The organism is Aeromonas sp., assembly GCF_050633025.1.
Lineage (GTDB): Bacteria > Pseudomonadota > Gammaproteobacteria > Enterobacterales > Aeromonadaceae > Aeromonas.
Genome location: NZ_JBODRQ010000007.1, coordinates 18415 through 36796, shown reverse-complemented (window position 1 = coordinate 36796; position 18382 = coordinate 18415). Strand labels below are relative to the sequence as shown.

At 55.1% G+C, this 18382-nt stretch carries 19 protein-coding genes; 7 read left to right on the top strand and 12 right to left on the bottom strand.

All coding sequences use genetic code 11. The features are described 5' to 3' along the window. Positions 1-226 precede the first annotated feature (226 nt). From pyrB to ACRAUW_RS01940, 3 genes are all read left to right on the top strand, one after another. Positions 227-1147 (top strand): aspartate carbamoyltransferase, encoded by a 921-nt coding sequence (gene pyrB, locus ACRAUW_RS01950; protein WP_431360958.1) that lies wholly within the window; start codon positions 227-229, stop codon positions 1145-1147. 15 nt (positions 1148-1162) lie between these two features. After that, entirely contained in the window at positions 1163-1627 is a 465-nt protein-coding gene (gene pyrI / locus ACRAUW_RS01945; RefSeq protein WP_431360957.1) for an aspartate carbamoyltransferase regulatory subunit, read from the top strand. A gap of 200 nt (positions 1628-1827) precedes the next feature. Next, on the top strand, positions 1828-2319 hold the full coding sequence (locus tag ACRAUW_RS01940; RefSeq protein WP_431360956.1) for an arginine repressor: 492 nt from the start codon (positions 1828-1830) through the stop codon (positions 2317-2319). Between the two features lie 153 nt (positions 2320-2472). Here the strand turns inward: ACRAUW_RS01940 and ACRAUW_RS01935 are convergent, their stop codons facing one another. The 4 genes from ACRAUW_RS01935 to arcA all read right to left on the bottom strand — a co-directional run bounded on the left by ACRAUW_RS01935 (position 2473) and on the right by arcA (position 7293). Beyond that, entirely contained in the window at positions 2473-3876 is a 1404-nt protein-coding gene (locus ACRAUW_RS01935; protein WP_431360955.1) for a YfcC family protein, read from the bottom strand. A gap of 123 nt (positions 3877-3999) precedes the next feature. Continuing rightward, positions 4000-5004, bottom strand: a complete 1005-nt coding sequence (argF, locus tag ACRAUW_RS01930) for an ornithine carbamoyltransferase (protein ID WP_431360954.1) — start codon at positions 5002-5004, stop codon at positions 4000-4002. A 79-nt stretch (positions 5005-5083) separates the two neighbouring features. Next, a complete protein-coding gene (gene arcC / locus ACRAUW_RS01925; protein WP_431360953.1) occupies positions 5084-6010 on the bottom strand; it encodes a carbamate kinase in 927 nt (308 codons plus the stop codon). 62 nt (positions 6011-6072) lie between these two features. Continuing rightward, positions 6073-7293 (bottom strand): arginine deiminase, encoded by a 1221-nt coding sequence (gene arcA, locus ACRAUW_RS01920; protein WP_431360952.1) that lies wholly within the window; start codon positions 7291-7293, stop codon positions 6073-6075. Positions 7294-8040: 747 nt separating this feature from the next. Here arcA and ACRAUW_RS01915 point away from each other — a divergent pair. The 3 genes from ACRAUW_RS01915 (at position 8041) to ACRAUW_RS01905 (ending at position 9329) form a co-directional block, all read left to right on the top strand. After that, on the top strand, positions 8041-8214 hold the full coding sequence (locus ACRAUW_RS01915) for a hypothetical protein (RefSeq protein ID WP_431360951.1): 174 nt from the start codon (positions 8041-8043) through the stop codon (positions 8212-8214). Positions 8215-8311: 97 nt separating this feature from the next. Then, a complete protein-coding gene (locus tag ACRAUW_RS01910) occupies positions 8312-8959 on the top strand; it encodes an AAA family ATPase (protein WP_431360950.1) in 648 nt (215 codons plus the stop codon). Between the two features lies 1 nt (position 8960). Continuing rightward, a complete protein-coding gene (locus ACRAUW_RS01905; protein WP_431360949.1) occupies positions 8961-9329 on the top strand; it encodes a CopG family transcriptional regulator in 369 nt (122 codons plus the stop codon). Between the two features lie 737 nt (positions 9330-10066). On the opposite strand, the gene hemN is transcribed toward ACRAUW_RS01905, so the two are convergent. The 4 genes from hemN to ACRAUW_RS01885 all read right to left on the bottom strand — a co-directional run bounded on the left by hemN (position 10067) and on the right by ACRAUW_RS01885 (position 13965). Next, positions 10067-11440, bottom strand: coding sequence for an oxygen-independent coproporphyrinogen III oxidase (hemN, locus tag ACRAUW_RS01900; protein WP_431360948.1), 1374 nt, complete (start codon positions 11438-11440; stop codon positions 10067-10069). A gap of 31 nt (positions 11441-11471) precedes the next feature. Next, positions 11472-11912, bottom strand: a complete 441-nt coding sequence (locus tag ACRAUW_RS01895) for a DUF2489 domain-containing protein (protein ID WP_431360970.1) — start codon at positions 11910-11912, stop codon at positions 11472-11474. 11 nt (positions 11913-11923) lie between these two features. Further along, on the bottom strand, positions 11924-12511 hold the full coding sequence (gene yihI, locus ACRAUW_RS01890) for a Der GTPase-activating protein YihI (protein ID WP_019445784.1): 588 nt from the start codon (positions 12509-12511) through the stop codon (positions 11924-11926). Positions 12512-13347: 836 nt separating this feature from the next. Next, entirely contained in the window at positions 13348-13965 is a 618-nt protein-coding gene (locus ACRAUW_RS01885) for a c-type cytochrome (RefSeq protein WP_431360947.1), read from the bottom strand. A 142-nt stretch (positions 13966-14107) separates the two neighbouring features. Here ACRAUW_RS01885 and yihA point away from each other — a divergent pair, with 142 nt between their 5' ends. Beyond that, positions 14108-14764, top strand: a complete 657-nt coding sequence (gene yihA, locus ACRAUW_RS01880; protein ID WP_431360946.1) for a ribosome biogenesis GTP-binding protein YihA/YsxC — start codon at positions 14108-14110, stop codon at positions 14762-14764. A gap of 775 nt (positions 14765-15539) precedes the next feature. On the opposite strand, the gene ACRAUW_RS01875 is transcribed toward yihA, so the two are convergent. The 4 genes from ACRAUW_RS01875 to ACRAUW_RS01860 all read right to left on the bottom strand — a co-directional run bounded on the left by ACRAUW_RS01875 (position 15540) and on the right by ACRAUW_RS01860 (position 18303). Next, the gene (locus ACRAUW_RS01875; RefSeq protein WP_431360945.1) at positions 15540-15800 is read right to left on the bottom strand and encodes a DUF1488 domain-containing protein; all 261 of its coding nucleotides are present in this window, start codon (positions 15798-15800) and stop codon (positions 15540-15542) included. Beyond that, the gene (aroE, locus tag ACRAUW_RS01870) at positions 15797-16618 is read right to left on the bottom strand and encodes a shikimate dehydrogenase (RefSeq protein WP_431360944.1); all 822 of its coding nucleotides are present in this window, start codon (positions 16616-16618) and stop codon (positions 15797-15799) included. The genes ACRAUW_RS01875 and aroE overlap by 4 nt, the downstream gene beginning before the upstream one ends. Before the next feature lie 103 nt (positions 16619-16721). Next, the gene (gene hemF / locus ACRAUW_RS01865) at positions 16722-17630 is read right to left on the bottom strand and encodes an oxygen-dependent coproporphyrinogen oxidase (protein WP_431360943.1); all 909 of its coding nucleotides are present in this window, start codon (positions 17628-17630) and stop codon (positions 16722-16724) included. Positions 17631-17742: 112 nt separating this feature from the next. After that, positions 17743-18303 carry a Sua5/YciO/YrdC/YwlC family protein gene (locus tag ACRAUW_RS01860; protein WP_005357519.1) on the bottom strand — a complete coding sequence of 187 codons (561 nt, stop codon included), beginning with the start codon at positions 18301-18303 and terminating at the stop codon, positions 17743-17745. Positions 18304-18382 lie beyond the last annotated feature (79 nt).

Here is an 18382-nt window from a genome sequence, read left to right as displayed (position 1 = left end):
AAAAAACCGGCCCTATAATCTGTCCGGTTTTGAAAAAGGTCGGGACGAAACGATGCAGTTTTTGATTCAGAAAACAGCCTTGCAGACGGGTGGTGCGCACCAGAGCGGCCCCGTTGTTTCCGGTTCCCGACCCAAAGATCCCCAGTTATTTTTAAAAAAGCCCCTGTTTCAGGGGCTTTTTTTTGTGCCCGAAAAACCTCCAATGATGTCAAAGGGAATGCAGACGATGGCCAATCCACTCTACAAGAAACATGTCATCTCCATTTCGGACCTGACCCGGTCAGAAATGGAACTGGTAGTCTCAACCGCACAACGGTTGAAGGCTGAACCTGACACCAGCCTGTTGAAAGACAAGCTGGTTGCCAGCTGCTTCTTCGAAGCCTCCACCCGCACCCGCCTCTCGTTCGAGACCGCGGTACAGCGCCTCGGCGGCAACATCATCGGCTTCGCCGACGGTGGCAACACCAGCGCCAAGAAGGGCGAGACGCTGGCTGACTCCATCAAGATCATCGGCTCTTACTCGGATGCGGTGGTGATGCGCCATCCGAAAGAGGGCGCGGCCCGTCTGGCCTCCGAGTTCTCCCGCGTGCCGGTCATCAACGGCGGCGACGGCTCCAACCAGCATCCGAGCCAGACCCTGCTCGACCTGTTCACCATCCATGAGACCCAGGGCCGTCTGGACAACCTCAACGTCGCCTTCGTCGGTGACCTGAAATATGGCCGCACCGTGCACTCGCTGGCCCAGGCCCTCAGCCTGTTCAACTGCCGCTTCTTCTTCATCTCCCCGGAAGCACTAGCGATGCCGGACTACATCTGCGAAGAGCTGGAAGAGAAGGGCATCCAGTTCAGCGTCCACCAGACCATGGAAGAGGTGATGCCAGAGCTGGACATCCTCTACATGACCCGCGTCCAGAAAGAGCGCTTCGACGAGACCGAATACAAGCACATGGCCGCCAAGTTCATTCTGGAGCTGGCGACTCTGGAAGGGGCCAAGCCCACCATGAAGATCCTGCATCCCCTGCCCCGCGTCGACGAGATCGATGTGGCGGTCGACAAGACTCCCCACGCTTGCTACTTCCAGCAGGCGGAGAACGGGGTCTATGCACGCCAGGCGCTGCTGGCACTGGTACTGAACGAAACTGTCTGAGCTTAGGGGAATATCATGTCTGACAAGAACCAACTGCAAGTCGAAGCCATCCGTCACGGCTCCGTCATCGATCACATCCCCGCTGGCCAGGGCATCAAGATCCTCAAGCTGTTCCAGCTGGTTGAAACCCAGGAGCGGATCACCGTCGGCTTCAACCTGAAATCCGGCGCACTGGGCAAGAAGGATCTCATCAAGATTGAGAACACCTGCCTGACCGAACAGCAGGCCAACCAGCTGGCGCTGTTTGCGCCGAAAGCGACCGTCAACATCATCGAAGACTTCAATGTGGTGAAGAAGCACCAGCTGGAGTTGCCGGAGTTCATCGCCGGGGTGTTCCACTGCCCCAACTCCAACTGCATCTCCCACAACGAGCCGGTGGACAGCCACTTCCGGGTGCGCGAAGTGAAAGGCGTGGTACGGATGAAGTGCAAATATTGCGAGAAGTCCTTCACTCAGGACATCGTCAGCGAGCGTTATTGATAGATTTATGGGCCCAGCAGGGCCCATTTTTGAACCCTGTCACATCCCCGAATTTCCAGTCAGCTATAATTTCCTATCCCAAGATGGCAATACCATCTCATTATCTGCATGAGGATGCATTATTAGTGTTTTTGCCTGATAACAGACAGCTATAGCAGATATCGCACGTTTACCTCCGGTCATCATCAAAGGAATTCGCCGTGGTCAAAACCCTCAGTCGTCCCGTTGCCCAAGAGCCCGATCTGGCCCAGCTGGATGCCTGTCGCCGGATCATCGGTCAGCACTGCTACAGCACCCAGGAAGAGATCCGCCGCGAGCTGTCGGAGCGCGGCTTTGCCGACATCAGCCAGTCCACCATCTCGCGCCTGCTGCGCCGTCTCGGCGTGGCCAAGGCCCAGAATGCCAACGGCAAGAAGGTCTACACCCTGGTCGACGAGCAGCTGGAACCCGCCGGCAGCACCCGCTCTGTCCACGACATGGTGCGCGAAGTGGTGCACAACCAGCAGATGGTGCTGATCCACACCACTCCGGGGGCCGCCACCGTGGTGGCTCGCCTGCTGGATCGCAACGCCAATCCCGAGATCATGGGCGCCGTTGCAGGCAATGACGTGGTGCTGGTCGCACCGCGCCATATCAGCCGCACCCGTCAGGCCCATACCGCCGTACTGCGCACGCTGGCGCAAGCTCGTTAATGCTTGCCACCAAATACATCGAGGCGACCAGCGGGTCGCCTTTTTGATATCTGCCATTTCCAGACACACAGGCTCTTGCTTCCCCGACAGGCCGCAACTGAAAGCGGGAGCCCTTGGCTCCCGCTTTTTGATTGTTATTATCCGCCAGCTAAATCAGAGCACAGCCCCGAGACTCAGGCAGGCCACTATCAGCACGGTCAGGATACCGAGCAGCGGAGCCACCCACTTCAGCCAACGAACATAAGGCACCTTGGCGATAGCCAGACCGCCCATAACCACGGCGGAGGTCGGGGTCACCAGGTTCACCAAACCGGAGGCTGACTGGTAAGCAGTCACCACCAGCTCGCGGCCCACGTTGGCGAAGTCGGCCAGCGGCGCCATGATCGGCATAGTCAGCACCGCCAGACCGGAGGAGGACGGCACCAGGAAGGAGAGCACCACTTCCAGCACGAACATCACGTTGATAAAGACGATGGTGGAGAGGCCGGTCACTATCCCCTCTGCACTATGCAAAATGGTGTGAGTGATCATGCCGTTATCCATTACCACCACGATACCGCGGGCGATACCGATGATGAGGGCTACGCCGAGCAGGTCGCGGGCACCATCGATAAAGTTGGAGGTCAGCTCCTCCTCGCTCATGCGGGAGATGACACCGACTATGATGGCGGCAGCCAGGAAGACGCCGGAGATCTGCGCCATCCACCAGCCCAGCACAGCCACACCGTAGATCATCACGGCGAAGGCGGCGACGAAGATACCCAGCACGATTTTACGGGTCAGGGTGAACTCCAGCATCTGGTCGCTCTTATTGCCAAGGAAGTGGGCACGATTCTCTTCCCACTTGTCAGCCACCAGCGATTTGCTCGGATCATTGCGCACCATCTTGGCGTAGCGCATCACATAGGCCACACAGATCAGCCAGCCAATCACCAGCATGGCGACCCGCAGCCAGATACCGTCGGTGAAGGAGATTCCAGCAGCATTGGCAGCAATAACAGTGGCAAAAGGGTTGATAGTCGAGCCCAACACACCGATCCCTGCGCCCAGCAATACGGTCGCTGCGGCAACAACCGGGTCAAAACGAGCCGCCATCATCACCGGCACCAACATGACATAAAAAGGCAGGGACTCTTCGGCCATACCGTAGATGGTGCCACCTGCGGCAAACAGCGCCATCAGGATCGGGATCATCCACTCTTCCCGGCCGCGCAGGCGGTCGGTCACGCGTTCAATACCGGCATCGATGGCACCTGTCTTGGTCACAATGCCAAGAAAACCACCGATGATCAGGATAAAGAGAGAGACGTCGATGGCGCCTGCCTGATAGGTATCGTGGTTGTAGAGACCATCGATCGGCGCCAGCAGCACATCGACAATCCCCTGGGGATTACCCTCTACCAGCTTGTAGGTACCGGCTACCGGCACCTCTTTGCCGAGGGCTTCATTCATGGTCATCTCGTATTTGCCGGCTGGTACTATCCAGCTCAGAGCGGCCACTAGGGCGATCAGCACAAACAGTATCGTGTAGGCTGACGGGAACTTGAATTTGGTCATGGTCCAGCTTCCTTCTGTGGGTGTGGTATCCATGCAGGCTGCGGGTTGTAGGGTTAGAGGTATTATGCCGCTGTCACATGGTCGAAAAGCCGGGGGTCGCCCCCCGGCACCACTACTGCGACCTTAGTCGCCCAGCGTAGCAACCATCACTGCCTTGATGGTGTGCATCCGGTTTTCGGCCTCGTCGAACACGATGCTGTGCTCGGATTCGAACACGTCCTCGGTCACTTCCAGGCCTTTCATGCCATATTTGTCAGCCACTTCCTTGCCCAAGGTGGTCTCGTCGTTGTGGAACGCCGGCAGGCAGTGCATGAACTTCACATCCGGGTTCTTGGTGGCGTTGATGACATCCATGTTGACCTGATACGGGGTCATCAGTTTGACGCGCTGATCCCATGCTTCTTTCGCTTCACCCATGGATACCCAGACATCGGTGTAGAGGAAGTCCGCACCCAGCACTCCCTCTTTCACATCTTCGGTCAGGGTGATGCGTGCCCCGGTCTCTTCGGCGATCAGGCGGCACTTGGCAACCAGCTCCTCTTCCGGCCAGAAGGCTTTCGGCGCGACCAGACGGATGTCCATGCCCATTTTGGCGGCGCCGACCATCAGGGAGTTACCCATGTTGTTGCGGGCATCACCCAGGTAGGCGAACTTGATTTGATCCAGACGCTTGCCCTTGCCGTGCTCCAGCATGGTCATGAAGTCGGCCAAGATCTGGGTCGGGTGGAATTCGTTGGTCAGGCCGTTCCATACCGGCACACCGGCGTAGGCGCCCAGCTCTTCCACGATATCCTGACCATAGCCGCGGTATTCGATACCGTCATACATACGGCCCAGTACACGGGCAGTGTCCTTCATGGACTCCTTGTGACCGATTTGGGAACCGCTTGGGCCAAGGTAGGAGACTTGCGCGCCCTGGTCGAAGGCCGCCACCTCAAACGCACAACGGGTACGGGTGGAGGTCTTCTCGAAAATCAGGGCGATGTTCTTGCCGACCAGATGCTTGCGCTCGTAGCCACCGTATTTGGCTTTCTTCAGGTCGATGGCCAGATCGATCATGTATTGGATTTCGCGCGGGGTGAAGTCCAGCAGTTTCAGGAAGTTACGGTTACGCAGATTAAAAGCCATGATGAGTTCTCTCTATATATGTTTCAGACCAGTTCGGGCAGTAGTGTTGACTACGCATTCTCAGTACAGATGTCGGTAATTACGCATGTACGGTGCGGGTGGCGACGATATTGGTACCGGCTTCACCCTTGAGGATGGCGAGGCCATCTTCCAGAGAGCCGATGCCGACCATGCCGCCGGTCGCTTTGACAAATTCACAGGAGGCTTCGACTTTCGGACCCATGGAGCCGGCATCGAATTTGACCCCGGCCAGCTCGTTCGGGCTGGTGACTCGCAGTGGACGCTGGGTCGGTTTGCCCCAATCGAGATAGACGGCATCGGCATCGGTCAGGATCAGCAGGGCGTCGGCCTTGATCTGCTTGGCCAGATAGGCGGCAGACATGTCCTTGTCGATGACGGCTTCGATACCGGTCAGGGTCTGGCCGTTCCAGGTCACCGGGATACCACCACCACCGGTACAGATGATGAGGTGACCCTGGGCGATCAGAGTCTCGATGGCGTCACCTTCAACGATGCGCTGGGGCAGCGGGGACGGCACTACGCGGCGGAAGAACTTGCCGTCAGCCTTGACCACCCAGTGCTTCTCTTCTGCCAGGGTGCGGGCTTCAGCCTCTTCGTAGACGGGGCCGATAAATTTGGTCGGGTTGGCGAATGCCGGATCCTTGGGATCGACCTGCACCTGAGTCAGCAGCGCGGTGACGTTGCGGCTCGGCATCAGATTCTTGAGCTCCTGGATCAGCATGTAGCCGATCATGCCCTGGGACTCGGCACCCAGCACATCCAGCGGATAGGGGGATACCTTGGTGTAGGCACTGTTTTGCAGGGCCAGCAGACCGACTTGGGGACCGTTGCCATGCACCAGCACCACGTTGTACTCCTGAGCGATCAGGGCAATAGTCTTGGCGGCAGTTGCGATGTTCTTGCGCTGGATATCCGCTTCCAGGGGCTCACCACGACGGAGCAGTGCATTGCCACCCAGAGCGACGACGACAGTTGGTTTTTTCATAGTGGTTAATCTCGAGTTTGGTTCTGTGTGGCGCCAGCTTCTGCCGGCGCCACGCCGTCTCATCAGATGCTGTCGCGTTCCATCGGGCAGCTCATGCAGCGGGCACCGCCGCGGCCACGGCCCAGTTCATCACCCGGGATGGGGAGAACTGTGATACCGGCTTTGTCATATTTCTCGTTGGTGTAGGTATTGCGCTCGTAACCCACCACCACGCCGGGGCGTACGGTCAGCACGTTGTTGGCATCGTTCCACTGCTCGCGCTCGGCTTCGAAGCTGTCACCGCCAGTGGTGATGATCTTCAGCTGATCCACGCCCAACGCTTTCTCGATAGCGGTGACGAAGTAACCCTCTTCCTTGATGTTCATGCCGGTCGCGCCGCCCGGAGTCAGGCTCCAGCACTGCACGTCCTTGCGGATCACTTCCGGATAGACGGAGAAGGTATCGACATCCATATGAGTCATGACGGTATCCAGGTGCATGCAGCTGCGGTGCTTCGGCAGCTCCATGGCGATGACCTGTTTGGCCTGACCGTGTTTGAACAGGCTGCGAGCCAGGTGCTCGACCCCTTGCGGGGTGGTGCGCTCGGACATGCCGATCAGCACGGCGCCGCGGCCGACAACCAGTACATCGCCACCTTCGATGGTGGAGTTGTCGTAGTCGCGATCCTCGTCACCGAAGTACTTGACGAAGTCCTGTCCGGCAAACATCGGGTGCCAGCGGTAGATGGCCTTCACATGGTTGGTTTCGCGACGACGGGCCGGCTTGGCCATCGGGTTGATGGAGACGCCGCCGTACACCCAACAGGAGGTGTCACGGGTAAAGAGGTGGTTGGGCAGCGGCTCGATGATGAAGTCGGTCGGAGCGTGCATGCCCACTACCATGTTGACGCCGCTGTAGGGCATCTCGGAGTAAGTCAGGCCGCCGGAGAGAATGCGGGCCAGTTCGCGGTGCGGCATATCAGCCAGGAAGCAGCGCACATCGTTGGCAAAAGAAGAGCCGAGGCGATAGTCGGATACCTGATGTTGCAACAGCCAGGTTTTGGCTTCCGGCACATCCAGAGTTTCGGCCAGCAGATTGGTCAGCAGGAAAACTTCGACATTCTGATCGCGCAGTACCTGAGCGAATTTGTCGTGCTCCTGACCGGCACGTTCAACAGACAGGACGTCATCGAACAGCAGATCCTGGCAGTTGGAAGGAGTCAGACGCTTCAGACTGAGGTTGGGGCGGTGCAACATGACACGGCGCAATTGGCCAACTTCAGAACCTACATAAAATTTGCTCATGATTATATTCCGTCTAGCAGTGGTCCCTGCGAGTGATTGAATAGATTCCTTCTATTCATGCTTGCGGCTAAGGCGGGATATTCTTTATGTAGGGTAATCGGCTTATGATCTATCCTGCCATTGCCTTTCGAGGCAGAGGTTAGATCTGCAAGTGACGATAAACTTAGACATTGATCACATTCACTTGAAACTGAATATATTCACCATTCAATCTATGACTCCAGTAGCAAATCGCTCATTTTCAACCCAGAAAAAAGTGCATAATCACGCAAAACAACCTCACTATATTTCATCTTAATTCATTGCTCATGAATTCAAGCTCACTTACTTGACTAAACAATAATAAATAAAATCATTTTAAATCATAAACATAATTCAAGCTCGCAGTTATGATTGAATATTATTGACTGCATATTGAATACCTTGGCGTGATGAGTGGGACGCGGAGGAAATAAATACGCACATCGACCACATTCAATGCATAAATTTTTTCTTGTCCCAGATCATGGTATGGATACCATCCCTATCAGGCTCAGCCACATAAGCCACCACCCATTTTTGACATTTAACTTAATATGCACAAAACCCGCATCGAGGCTGGCAATCCGCTTTGTCTGTCACCACAGCGCCTTTTGATACTTTATTCATTAACTGAGTTTACTCGTCTCACCTTGCGCTGGCGCCAACTTCGGCTTAACTCAGAAAGTGATCCAGATCACACCAGAATGGCACTACCAAGGCGTTGTTATGAAGATGAAACCCATGCTGTTGCTCGCGACTTTGCTGCTCTCTGCGCTCCCCACCCTCAGTCAGGCTGAAGGAGCCCCTGCCATGCCCATGGTGGTATGCCATGTCGACAAGGCCCCCCAGATGCTGGCTGACTATGTCTGCCGCTGGCAGGGAGGCAGCGTTTATTACTAGTCGAAACAACGAGAGGAGCATCACGCCTCTCGCCTTGTGATGAGACAGGCCCCTCCTATACTGAAATCAGCGGTTTTCTCATGGATAGGGGAACGTCATGATATTGTTGGTCGGTGGAGAGAAGGGGGGGAGTGGCAAGAGCTGCCTGGCACAAAATCTGGCGGTCTACCTCAGATCCCAATTTCAGGGGGAGGTGTTACTGGTCGATTGCGACCCGCAGCGCACCACCTCTGACTGGATTCAGGAGCGCAATGACAACCCGGAGCTACCACAAATCAACTGCGTGCAGCTCTATGGCAATATTCGCAACGACCTGCTTAGCCTGAAGAATCGCTACGACTACGTCATCGTCGATTGCGGTGGGCAAGACAACCGGGCACTTCGATCCACCATGGCTGTCGCCACCCACGCCCTGATCCCCTTGCGCCCCAAACGCCGCGACCTCAAGACCCTGCCCCATATGGAAGATCTCATCACCACCTGCAAGATGGTCAATCCTGCGCTCAATGCTGCCGTGGTGCTGACCCAGTGCCCCTCACTGCCCAACCAGGTAAAGCGCATTCTGGAGGCCAAAGAGGTATGTGCCTCGTTCGGAGTCGACGTACTGAATTCCATCACCTATGGCCGCAACATCTACGACGATAGTGAGGAAAAAGGTCTATCGGTGATGGAGATTGAACCGGATGGCAAATCTGCCGAAGAGATCCGGGCCATCGCCAAAGAGTTCCTGAAAGTGGGGGTATGAGATGGGCTTGGCGGACCTGAAAAAAAAGCATCAGCTGCATCACCAGAAGAAGTTCACCGTCGACGAATTTATCGAAGATGCGGAGTTCTACGCTAAAGGTAAACCCAAGGTGGTCAGCCTTGAGTTGAGCCTGCATCGGGATGAAGCCTTGACGGCACTCGCCTTTATCGAGAGTGGCGAGCACCTGAAGCCCAGCTATAAAAAAGCGACCTTCTCCATGAGTACGGCAGCTATCGATGAGCTGGGTAATCTGACCCAGCAGGATGGCATGAACAAGTCCCTGTTACTGCGCCTCTTTACTCACTACTTCTCTTCGCTCACCCCGGAAGAGCGCCAGACCATCTATGAGCGACTCAACCAGCGCTCATAATTTATCCATTCAGCCGCTCTTTGTGTGTCTCGCCAACTCACCTCGAATGACCATCATCAGACTGCAAAATCTGTTTCTGAAGCAACCAAAACGCCGTGTAAGAGATCTGCCATTCCATATGTAAGCCAACGGCCGAAAAGATCCCCGAGATAATCGGAAGATAAGATCTTAAAACATGAAGAAGAGAAAATTAACTAGCTGTTTATAAATGAATAAATTGAAACTCACCACTTTCGAAATAGCTAATTACAAAAACGTTTTCCAATCTGGCGTTGTAGCCGGTTAGAAAATCCTTATAGTTACTCATGCACGGACGCAATGAAGTCGGTCAGGAAGACTGGCTGCCAGGGTTGGGCAAATGGACTCACCACAGGATGTGGTAAAGGACACCTCCCAGGACGGAGAAAGTGCGACGGGACAGGATGACTCGTCAGGCCAAGATGGCTAAAGGACACCCCAAAGGATTGGGAAGGGGAAACCTAAAGGAAGAGGTAAACAGTCAGGGATTGCAGGGAGCAACTTCGTTCAAGGATCTGAGCGATACGACTACCGGGGGCGACGCAAGTCGCCCCCATCTTTTTATCTGCATTTCACCGCCCCCTTGCTTGGCTCTCAATTGCTTGCCTCAGCGCAGAGACTTCTTACCAGAACCTTCCCGACCCGCTGCTTAAGCAAAAATACATATGAAAGGGGCGCCACGATGGCGCCCTTATCTGTTTTCTAATCGGCAAACAAGCTTATATCACGCGAGAGAACTGCTGCTGGCGCGCCTTGTTGCGCAGATAGACATCGAAGCACATGCAGATATTGCGGATCAGCAGCTGCCCCGTGGAGGAGACCTCCAGGCCGTCTTCTGTCATGCGCACCAATCCATCGTTGATGAAGGTCTGCAGCAGCTTGAGATCGTCGGCAAAATACTCTCTGAAATTGAGCCCGTGCGCCTGCTCGACAGCGACAAAGTTCAGGCGGAAATCACAGATGAGCCGCTTGATCACCTCACGACGGATCAGGTCATCCTGATTGAGCGAGCAGCCTTTCCACTGGGCATGACCCAGCTCTGCAACCTGTGCGTAGTAGGCCTTGAGCTCTTTCTGGTTCTGGGAATAGGCATCACCGATCATGCTGATGGAAGAGACACCCAGCCCCAGCAGATCGCAATCACCCTGGGTGGTATAACCCTGGAAGTTGCGGTGCAGCTTGCCCTCGCGCTGCGCTACCGCCAGCTCGTCATCGGGTTTGGCAAAATGGTCCATGCCGATGAACTGGTAACCCTGACCAGTGAGAAAGGCGATGGTGTCCTGCAACATGGCCAGTTTCTCCTGCGGAGCAGGCATATCCACCTCTTTCAACTTGCGCTGGGCGGCAAAGCGACTCGGCAGATGGGCATAGTTGAAGATGGAGAGGCGCGCCGGATCGGTCTTGAGCACTTCTTCCAGCGTATGGTGGAAGCTGGCACGATCCTGATGCGGCAGGCCATAGATAAGGTCGAGGTTGGTCGAGCGGAAACCGAGTTCGCGGGCCCGTTCCAACATGGCTTTAATAAAGTCGTTGTCCTGCTCGCGGTTAACCGCGACCTGCACATCCTTGTTGAAATCCTGCACCCCAAGGCTGATGCGGTTGAAGCCGACGTCTCGCAGCACATCCAGCATGGTCATGGCGATCTCGCGCGGATCGACCTCGATGCTGAACTCCCCCTCTGCGGCGAAATGGAAGTGCGCACGCAGCATGGCCATCAAGCGGCGCGTTTGCGCTTCATCCAGATAGGTGGGTGTACCGCCGCCCCAGTGCAGCTGGGTAACCAGACGATGCTTGAAGAGCGGGGCTTGCGCCTTGATCTCCTGCTCCAGGTAGTCGAGGTACTCGTCAGCCTTGTGCTGATGGCGGGTAATGACCTTGTTGCAGCCGCAGTAGTAGCAGAGTTTGTGACAGAAAGGGATATGCACGTAGAGCGACAGATTGCGCTCGGGATACTGGCCGGCAGCGCGGACAAAATCCGGATAGCCGAAGCTCTCGTTGAACTCCAGCGCAGTGGGATAAGAGGTGTATCGCGGGCCACTGTAGTTATATTTTTCGATCAGGGCCTGATCCCACACAATCTGTTCTGCTTGCACGCTCGCTTCCTCTCTTGTTGTTATTGTTGGCTCACCGACCTAACTGAAAATCCTTCAGTTGGGCCACATCCTTGAGGATCTGAGCTTCCAGCTCGGCCTCGTAGCCGCTTCGTTCGAGATCCATCTTCATCACTTCATTGCGCTTGAGGGCACGTCTGGCCTCATGAGTCGGCATATCTTTCACCTTCTCATGCAGCCCGTACAGACCCGGGAACTCGGCCACGAACGCTCGCCCCCCCTTGATCTGCAACGCATCCAGCAGATTGGTCAGCCGAATGGCGCCTTCGGAGTAATCGCACTGCCCCTCCTGCACCGCATGGGCAATGACCCGCACGCTCTCCAGAATTCGTTCATTGCGAGCGGTAATCGCCTGCCACTGCATCGCTTGCTGTCGCCTCAGTCTGGCCAGCAGCATGCCTGCATAGATGGCAAATCCTGACAAAATCAGGCCGCCCAACAGGGCGGCCAGCATCCATCCACTCATCACTTTTTCTTCGGCTCAGGCTTGGGTTCCGGCTTGAAATCGACCTGGTTGAAACGGTCCCACAACTCCTCTTCGGAGGCTGGTTTCTGCTCGTCGAACTCGGCGTCATCGCCATCATCAAACGGCAGCTCATCATCTTCATCATCGTCGTTGTCGATGATGCCCAGCTCATCCATCAGCTCCTGATAACGGTCGACACGCTGATCAACCCAGGCCTGCTCGGCCGCTTCCAGGGTTTCACCGGCATCCAGACGATCCAGCAGATCATTCAAGCGGTCATCGTTTTCGATGGAAGCCAGCTCCTGCTCGGGCGTCATCACCAGCTTCTTCTCTTTCACCGCCTTGGGTGCTGCCGGCTTCTTCTGTTTGTCATCCACCACCAGAACTACCGGCTTGCGGGAACCGATACGCGGATCTTTGGACTGGCTGTTGCCAGACTTGTTCTTCGGCTGTTCAACTTGCTGACGAGAACCAGCCTTCAGGCCCTTGCGCTTGGCAGCCCGTTTACGCTCACGGCCTTCCTGAGCACTGACATCAGATTCTTTGCGCTTGCCAGTAGGCTTGCGAGTGGGTTGTTTGGCAGACATGAATGGCTAACTCCGAAAATAACTGGTTTGACCCGTACCCGGGATGATTTCACCCGGTGGGATACGATGCGAGGAACAGTAAGGCTGGAACAAGAGCAGGATCCCGCACCAATCAGGCCCAATCAGGCCACTGAACACCGCAGGATCGGTATCCTCTGGGCATATTGCTGGTATTTTGACACAGAATGGCTAATCGGGTTAATGACCCAAAAGAAAAAAGGCAGCCGAAGCTGCCTTGATATGTTCATGCGTGCGCCATCCTGAATGGCAAAACAATCTGTTTCGTCCTCTCCGTGACAACTTGTCGCCGCAGCATATCGTTGTGTGGTCATCCTGACCTTGTATTGGTCGTTCCTGAATGTGCGTGTGCCTGTTTGACCCGTCTCGACCGCGTCCTGCCATCGTACCGGGGAGCCTGCATCCCGCAACCCCATCCCGCTCCGGAGATGGTCACCATCCTGATCCTTCAATCCTTTGCCAGCTCATCCGAGCCCATGGCATCCTGCCACGCCAGCCATCCTCTGCTCACAACATCCGGTTGTGAAACCGCCACCCAATCTGAGGGTGAATCCATTGAAGCTACTGTATCAACTCTATAAATCGGCTCAATCTACTCAAAACGTTTTTAACGTGCCCGAAAACATCACATACCACACAACTTATTGATAAATAAGTATAAATTAATTTTTTTTGCAATTTTATGAGCCTTGGCCTGCCTTGAGAATGGGAGATCTCTTACAGAACGGGGGGATTAAACCGAGAATTATCTGAAAGCTATAAAAACAACGGGGAGCCCAAGCTCCCCGTTCCAACTCAAATCGACCGTATCGACTATATCAGTGCAGACCCGCCACATATTTGGAGAGGGCTTCGATATCCTGATCAGTCAGTTTCTTGGCAACGTCCCGCATCATGCCATTCGGATCGTTGTCACGCGTCCCGGCACGGAATGCGGTGAGCTGAACTTTGATATAGGCAGGATGCTGGCCGGACAGGTTGGGATACTTCGCCTGTTCGACACCCGAGCCACGGGGACCATGGCAAGCCGTACAGGCTGCCAGACCGCGACTCATGTCACCACCCATATAGAGTGCCTTGCCCGCTTCGACAACATCGTCAGGGACAGCAACAGGGGTAACCTTCAGGCTGGAGAAATAAGCCGCCAGGTCATCCATGTCCTGTTCCGACAAAGGTAATGCCATCGGCCCCATCACTGGCGCAACCCGGCCAATTTGACCAGAAGCGGCAGCCTTCAGTTCAACTAACTGCTTTTTGATATATGATGCGTGCTGACCAGCAATTTTGGGGTACATATCAACCAGGCTGTTTCCGTCCGGTCCATGACAAGCCGCACAAACGGCAGCCTTGGTCTGTCCCGCAGCGGCATCGCCCTTGGCTTGTGCCATCCCCGTTACGCCAACCATCAGAGCAAGAGTAATGACTAGGTTCTTCATGGCGTTCCAACTTTTCGTTATTAGGCTTCCAGATCCCATGCCGCTGAAGGCATGTTAAAATAAACGCGTTTAAGCGACGCTATTTTACACCATTTTACAAAAAAGTAACTCTATAACCCTCTATCTCCATGGGGAATTTACGTTGGATACACAAACTCTGAATTTCAATAAGGTGCATTTTGTGACCAGCGCACCCGACATCCGTCACCTGCCAAATGATGGGGGTGTCGAGATCGCGTTTTCCGGCCGTTCCAACGCCGGTAAGTCATCTGCATTGAACACCTTAACCAAACACAAGAACCTGGCGCGCACCAGTAAGACACCCGGTCGTACCCAGCTGATCAACCTGTTTGAGCTGGAACCGGGCAAGCGTCTGGTCGACTTGCCGGGTTATGGTTATGCGCAAGTTCCGCTGGAAATGAAACTCAAGTGGCAAAAGTCACTGGCAGAGTATCTGCAGCGCCGTGAGTCATTGAAAGGTCTGGTGATCCTGATGGACATCCGCCACCCGCTAAAAGATACCGACATGAACATGCTGGAGTGGAGCTCACACCGTCAGTTGCCCGTCATGCTGTTGCTGACCAAGGCTGACAAACTGAGCCCGGGTCCGCGCAACAACCAGGTGATCAAGGTGCGCCAGGCCGTTGCCAACCTTGGTTCCCAGATCCAGGTTGAAGCGTTCTCCTCCCTCACCCATATCGGTGTCGAGAAGCTGGCGCAAACCCTGACCGAATGGTACGTCAGTGGTGACGATACCGACCTGATGGACGCTGACGAACAGCAACCTGTCGAGGAGTAATCCACTCCTCGTTTTCCTTGCAATTGGCGGAGCACTCCTCCGCTGATTGAAAGGGTTTCAGATTGCCGCTTTCACCTGCCTCACGACAAACACCCCGCATTCGCCTCCCCAGTTATATCCATTACCGCTTACAGTTCATATAGATAGATCGTTAATTCATGATGGAAATTAACTTAAGGAGGGGTTGATAGCGTTTTCAAATCTGTTCTTTCAAAACGAACAAGAATTACCAAAATAGACAAAAATGAAATTTAATTACATGACCTGACCGAAAGGGATAAAAATGAGGCCGGACGACAGTGATGCCATCCAGCCTGAAATAATAAGTTCAAAAAATTGGGAAGAAGCTGAATCTTGAGTACCAGACGACAGGTATTCCTCAAGAAGCAGCCTCATTCTATCAAATTCATCGCCAATTTAAAGCATTTACTCTAAATGCTGCGCATAAAAAAACACCCCGACGAGAACCTCATCGGGGCAGCTATTCAGCCACATTCAATTACGTGAAATAAAAGGTCTGAAAGATAGAACATCTTACCTCTGTACCCTACGCAGACAACTGTACAGCAAAGCAGCAGAAAGTGAAAGTAATTTATGTAATTTAGTTTCACAACTTACAGATTAAGAAAAATCCTTTACTTTCATGCAGATAAAAAAATCCCCAGTACGAATACCGGGGAGTTATAAAGGTGACTAGCTAGCACTTCCTCAACTATCTAGTTAGTCAGCGCCATTTCAAAGTAGTTCCGCTACAAAACAAAAAAACTTCAAAAAATCAGAGATAGATAGCACCATCTTCAGCAAACTCTTGTTCTTCAATGAGTTTTTCAGCCAGATCTTCAATGTCAAAACGCACACTTTCAAAGGCTCTGACGATATCATCCTCCCTCGTCAGCGCCAGACCGGTCATTTTCTCCAGTCGCCGCTGGCTGATGTAACAATCTATCAGCGCCCCCCTCTGCTGGGCAGGAAAACGCACCCGCTGTTCGTCAGCCTGCCACTCCATCAGATCAGGAAACAGAATACCCTGGTTCATATCACCCCCAAGTTACGCTTCAACTCTCTCAATACCTGTTTAGTCCCGGGACGAATTCCGCGCCACACGGTAAACGCTTCGGCGGCCTGCTCCACCAGCATGCCGAGTCCATCCATGGTTTGACGTGCCCCCTGCTGCTTGGCCCAACTGATAAACGCCGTATCCGAGGCGCCATACATCATGTCGTAGATGGCAATATCAGTGTGGATCAGGGCTGGGGCCAACGGCGGCAGCTCCCCTTGCAGGCTGGCGGAGGTAGAGTTGATGACGAGATCGAATGGCCCTGCCAACTGCTCATAGGTCTGGGCAATCACAGGCCCCAGATCGTGGAATTCGGCAGCCAACTGTTGCGCTTTTGTGTGGGTGCGGTTGGCGATCACCAGCTCGCTCGGCAACTCAGCCAGCAGCGGCGCCAATGCCCCACGAGCCGCGCCACCGGCCCCCAGCAGCAGGATCCGGCTATCCGCCAGCGTCACACCATGGGACTTGAGATCGGCGACCAATCCGGCGCCATCGGTATTATCCCCCAGCAACACGCCATCATCGGTCAGCTTGATGGTATTGACCGCGCCCGCCCGCTTGGCCCTCGGGCTCAAGCAATCGACCAGAGTGAATGCCTGCTCCTTGAAGGGAACGGTGACATTGCATCCCTTTCCCCCTTGGTCAAAGAAGGTGCGCAGGGCTTGGGCAAACTCGTCGACGGCGGGTTCAGCCAGCCCATACTCCAGTTCTTGCTGGGTTTGTCTGGCAAACAGGGTGTGAATGAAGGGGGACTTGCTGTGGCGCACCGGGTGGCCAAAAACCAGATAACGATCCATCAAAGAGTTCCATCAGAGGGCAATATTCCGATTTAACGGGTTTTCGCACTCGGGAACAAGCCGAATATCGGCCAGTTAAAAGGGGCCATCATGGCCCCTCGGGTCACAGCCACTCTCGCGGCGCGAGATAGTCGGTGTAGAGCAAGGCCTCAGGAGTGCCCGCCTCCGGCTGCCAGTCATACTCCCAACGTGCCAGCGGTGGCATCGACATCAGGATCGACTCGGTACGTCCGCCGGTCTGCAACCCGAACAGGGTGCCCCGGTCATACACCAGATTGAACTCCACATAACGACCGCGACGATAGAGCTGGAACTCCCGCTCCCGCTCGCCATAGGTCTGCGCCTTGCGTCGTTCGATGATCGGCAGGTAAGCATCGAGATATCCCCGACCGACCGCCTGCATAAAGGCAAAGCAGTCGGCAAAAGGCCAGCGATTAAGATCGTCAAAGAAGAGACCACCCACCCCTCGCGTCTCGTTGCGGTGCTTGAGGAAGAAGTAGCGATCGCACCAGGATTTGAACTCGGGGTAGATCTCATCACCAAACGGCTGGCAGAGATCATGGGAGACCTGATGCCAGTGCTGGACATCCTCGGCGAATGGATAGAATGGCGTCAAATCGAAGCCACCGCCAAACCACCAGATCGGCTCTTCGCCTTCCTTCTCGGCGATGAAGAAACGGACGTTAGCGTGGCTGGTCGGCACATAGGGGTTGTGCGGATGGATCACCAGCGACACGCCCATCGCCTCGAACTTGCGACCGGCCAACTCGGGCCGATGGGCTGTAGCAGAGGCAGGCATGGCATCGCCATAGACATGGGAGAAGTTGACGCCCCCCTGCTCGATCACCGCGCCGTGGCGCAGCACGCGGGTGCGACCACCGCCACCGCCTTCACGGCTCCAGGCATCTTCCACAAAGTGTCCACTGCCGTCGGCCTGCTCCAGACCACGGCAGATCTCGTCCTGCAACTGCAACAGGAAGGCCTTGACCTGGGCCACATCCGGTTTGCTCATCTTGTCTCCAGTCAGGCAGGATCGTGAACGCCCTGTCCATTTTTATAGTTAAATCAATCCGATGACCTCACCGCTCAGCGGATTGATAGCAAATCATGACGTATCCGCCTGCTCAGGAGGGGCGAATAATGGCGCCGGTTCGGGCGTCCTTGATCTCGGATGGGTTGGCTTGACCACCCACTTCACCGGGCAGGATATAGGCTAACTTGCTTGCCAGCCGCTCACCAATATCGGCCACCCGACGGGCAGGCTCCTCACCGGTCAGGTTGGCGCTGGTAGAGACCAGCGGCTTGCCAAAGGCACGGCACAACGCCTGCACCTGAGGATGAGCCGTCACGCGTACCGCCAGGGTCTCGAACTGCCCGGTCAGCCAGGCCGGCGTCGTTGCACGGGCAGGCATGATCCAGGTAAAAGGACCGGGCCAGCTGGCTTCAACCCGAGCCAGTTGCTCACCGCTAAGCTGGCTCAGATCGATGTAATCCTGTAATTGCGCCACGTCGGCAGCAATCAGGATCAGCCCCTTCTCAACCGGACGCTGTTTGATGGCCAGCAGTCGCTGCACCGCCACCTCGGAGTCGGGATCACAACCCAGACCAAACACGGCCTCGGTCGCATAAGCAATCACCCCTTCCTGCTGGAGGGCAGCAACCGCCTGTTCAAATTCATTTGGCATAGGAAAAATGCGGCAGCCTGGCTGCCGCCTCGTCACTTAGTAGCAAGTTGAATCCGTATGGCGGCGACCATGGCAAAGT

Excerpts from the sequence above, each read along its gene's own strand:
- yihI (WP_019445784.1), bottom strand. The coding sequence starts at position 12,511 with ATGTCTGCCAAACAACCCACTCGCAAGCCTACTGGCAAGCGCAAAGAA.
- ACRAUW_RS01860 (WP_005357519.1), bottom strand. The coding sequence starts at position 18,303 with ATGCCAAATGAATTTGAACAGGCGGTTGCTGCCCTCCAGCAGGAAGGG.
- ACRAUW_RS01905 (WP_431360949.1), top strand. The coding sequence starts at position 8,961 with ATGGGCTTGGCGGACCTGAAAAAAAAGCATCAGCTGCATCACCAGAAG.
- ACRAUW_RS01895 (WP_431360970.1), bottom strand. The coding sequence starts at position 11,912 with ATGCTGGCCGCCCTGTTGGGCGGCCTGATTTTGTCAGGATTTGCCATC.
- argF (WP_431360954.1), bottom strand. The coding sequence starts at position 5,004 with ATGGCTTTTAATCTGCGTAACCGTAACTTCCTGAAACTGCTGGACTTC.
- hemF (WP_431360943.1), bottom strand. The coding sequence starts at position 17,630 with ATGAGCAAACCGGATGTGGCCCAGGTCAAGGCCTTCCTGTTGCAGTTG.
- aroE (WP_431360944.1), bottom strand. The coding sequence starts at position 16,618 with ATGGATCGTTATCTGGTTTTTGGCCACCCGGTGCGCCACAGCAAGTCC.
- arcC (WP_431360953.1), bottom strand. The coding sequence starts at position 6,010 with ATGAAAAAACCAACTGTCGTCGTCGCTCTGGGTGGCAATGCACTGCTC.
- arcA (WP_431360952.1), bottom strand. The coding sequence starts at position 7,293 with ATGAGCAAATTTTATGTAGGTTCTGAAGTTGGCCAATTGCGCCGTGTC.
- ACRAUW_RS01915 (WP_431360951.1), top strand. The coding sequence starts at position 8,041 with ATGAAGATGAAACCCATGCTGTTGCTCGCGACTTTGCTGCTCTCTGCG.
- ACRAUW_RS01885 (WP_431360947.1), bottom strand. The coding sequence starts at position 13,965 with ATGAAGAACCTAGTCATTACTCTTGCTCTGATGGTTGGCGTAACGGGG.
- ACRAUW_RS01875 (WP_431360945.1), bottom strand. The coding sequence starts at position 15,800 with ATGAACCAGGGTATTCTGTTTCCTGATCTGATGGAGTGGCAGGCTGAC.
- pyrI (WP_431360957.1), top strand. The coding sequence starts at position 1,163 with ATGTCTGACAAGAACCAACTGCAAGTCGAAGCCATCCGTCACGGCTCC.
- pyrB (WP_431360958.1), top strand. The coding sequence starts at position 227 with ATGGCCAATCCACTCTACAAGAAACATGTCATCTCCATTTCGGACCTG.
- ACRAUW_RS01910 (WP_431360950.1), top strand. The coding sequence starts at position 8,312 with ATGATATTGTTGGTCGGTGGAGAGAAGGGGGGGAGTGGCAAGAGCTGC.
- ACRAUW_RS01935 (WP_431360955.1), bottom strand. The coding sequence starts at position 3,876 with ATGACCAAATTCAAGTTCCCGTCAGCCTACACGATACTGTTTGTGCTG.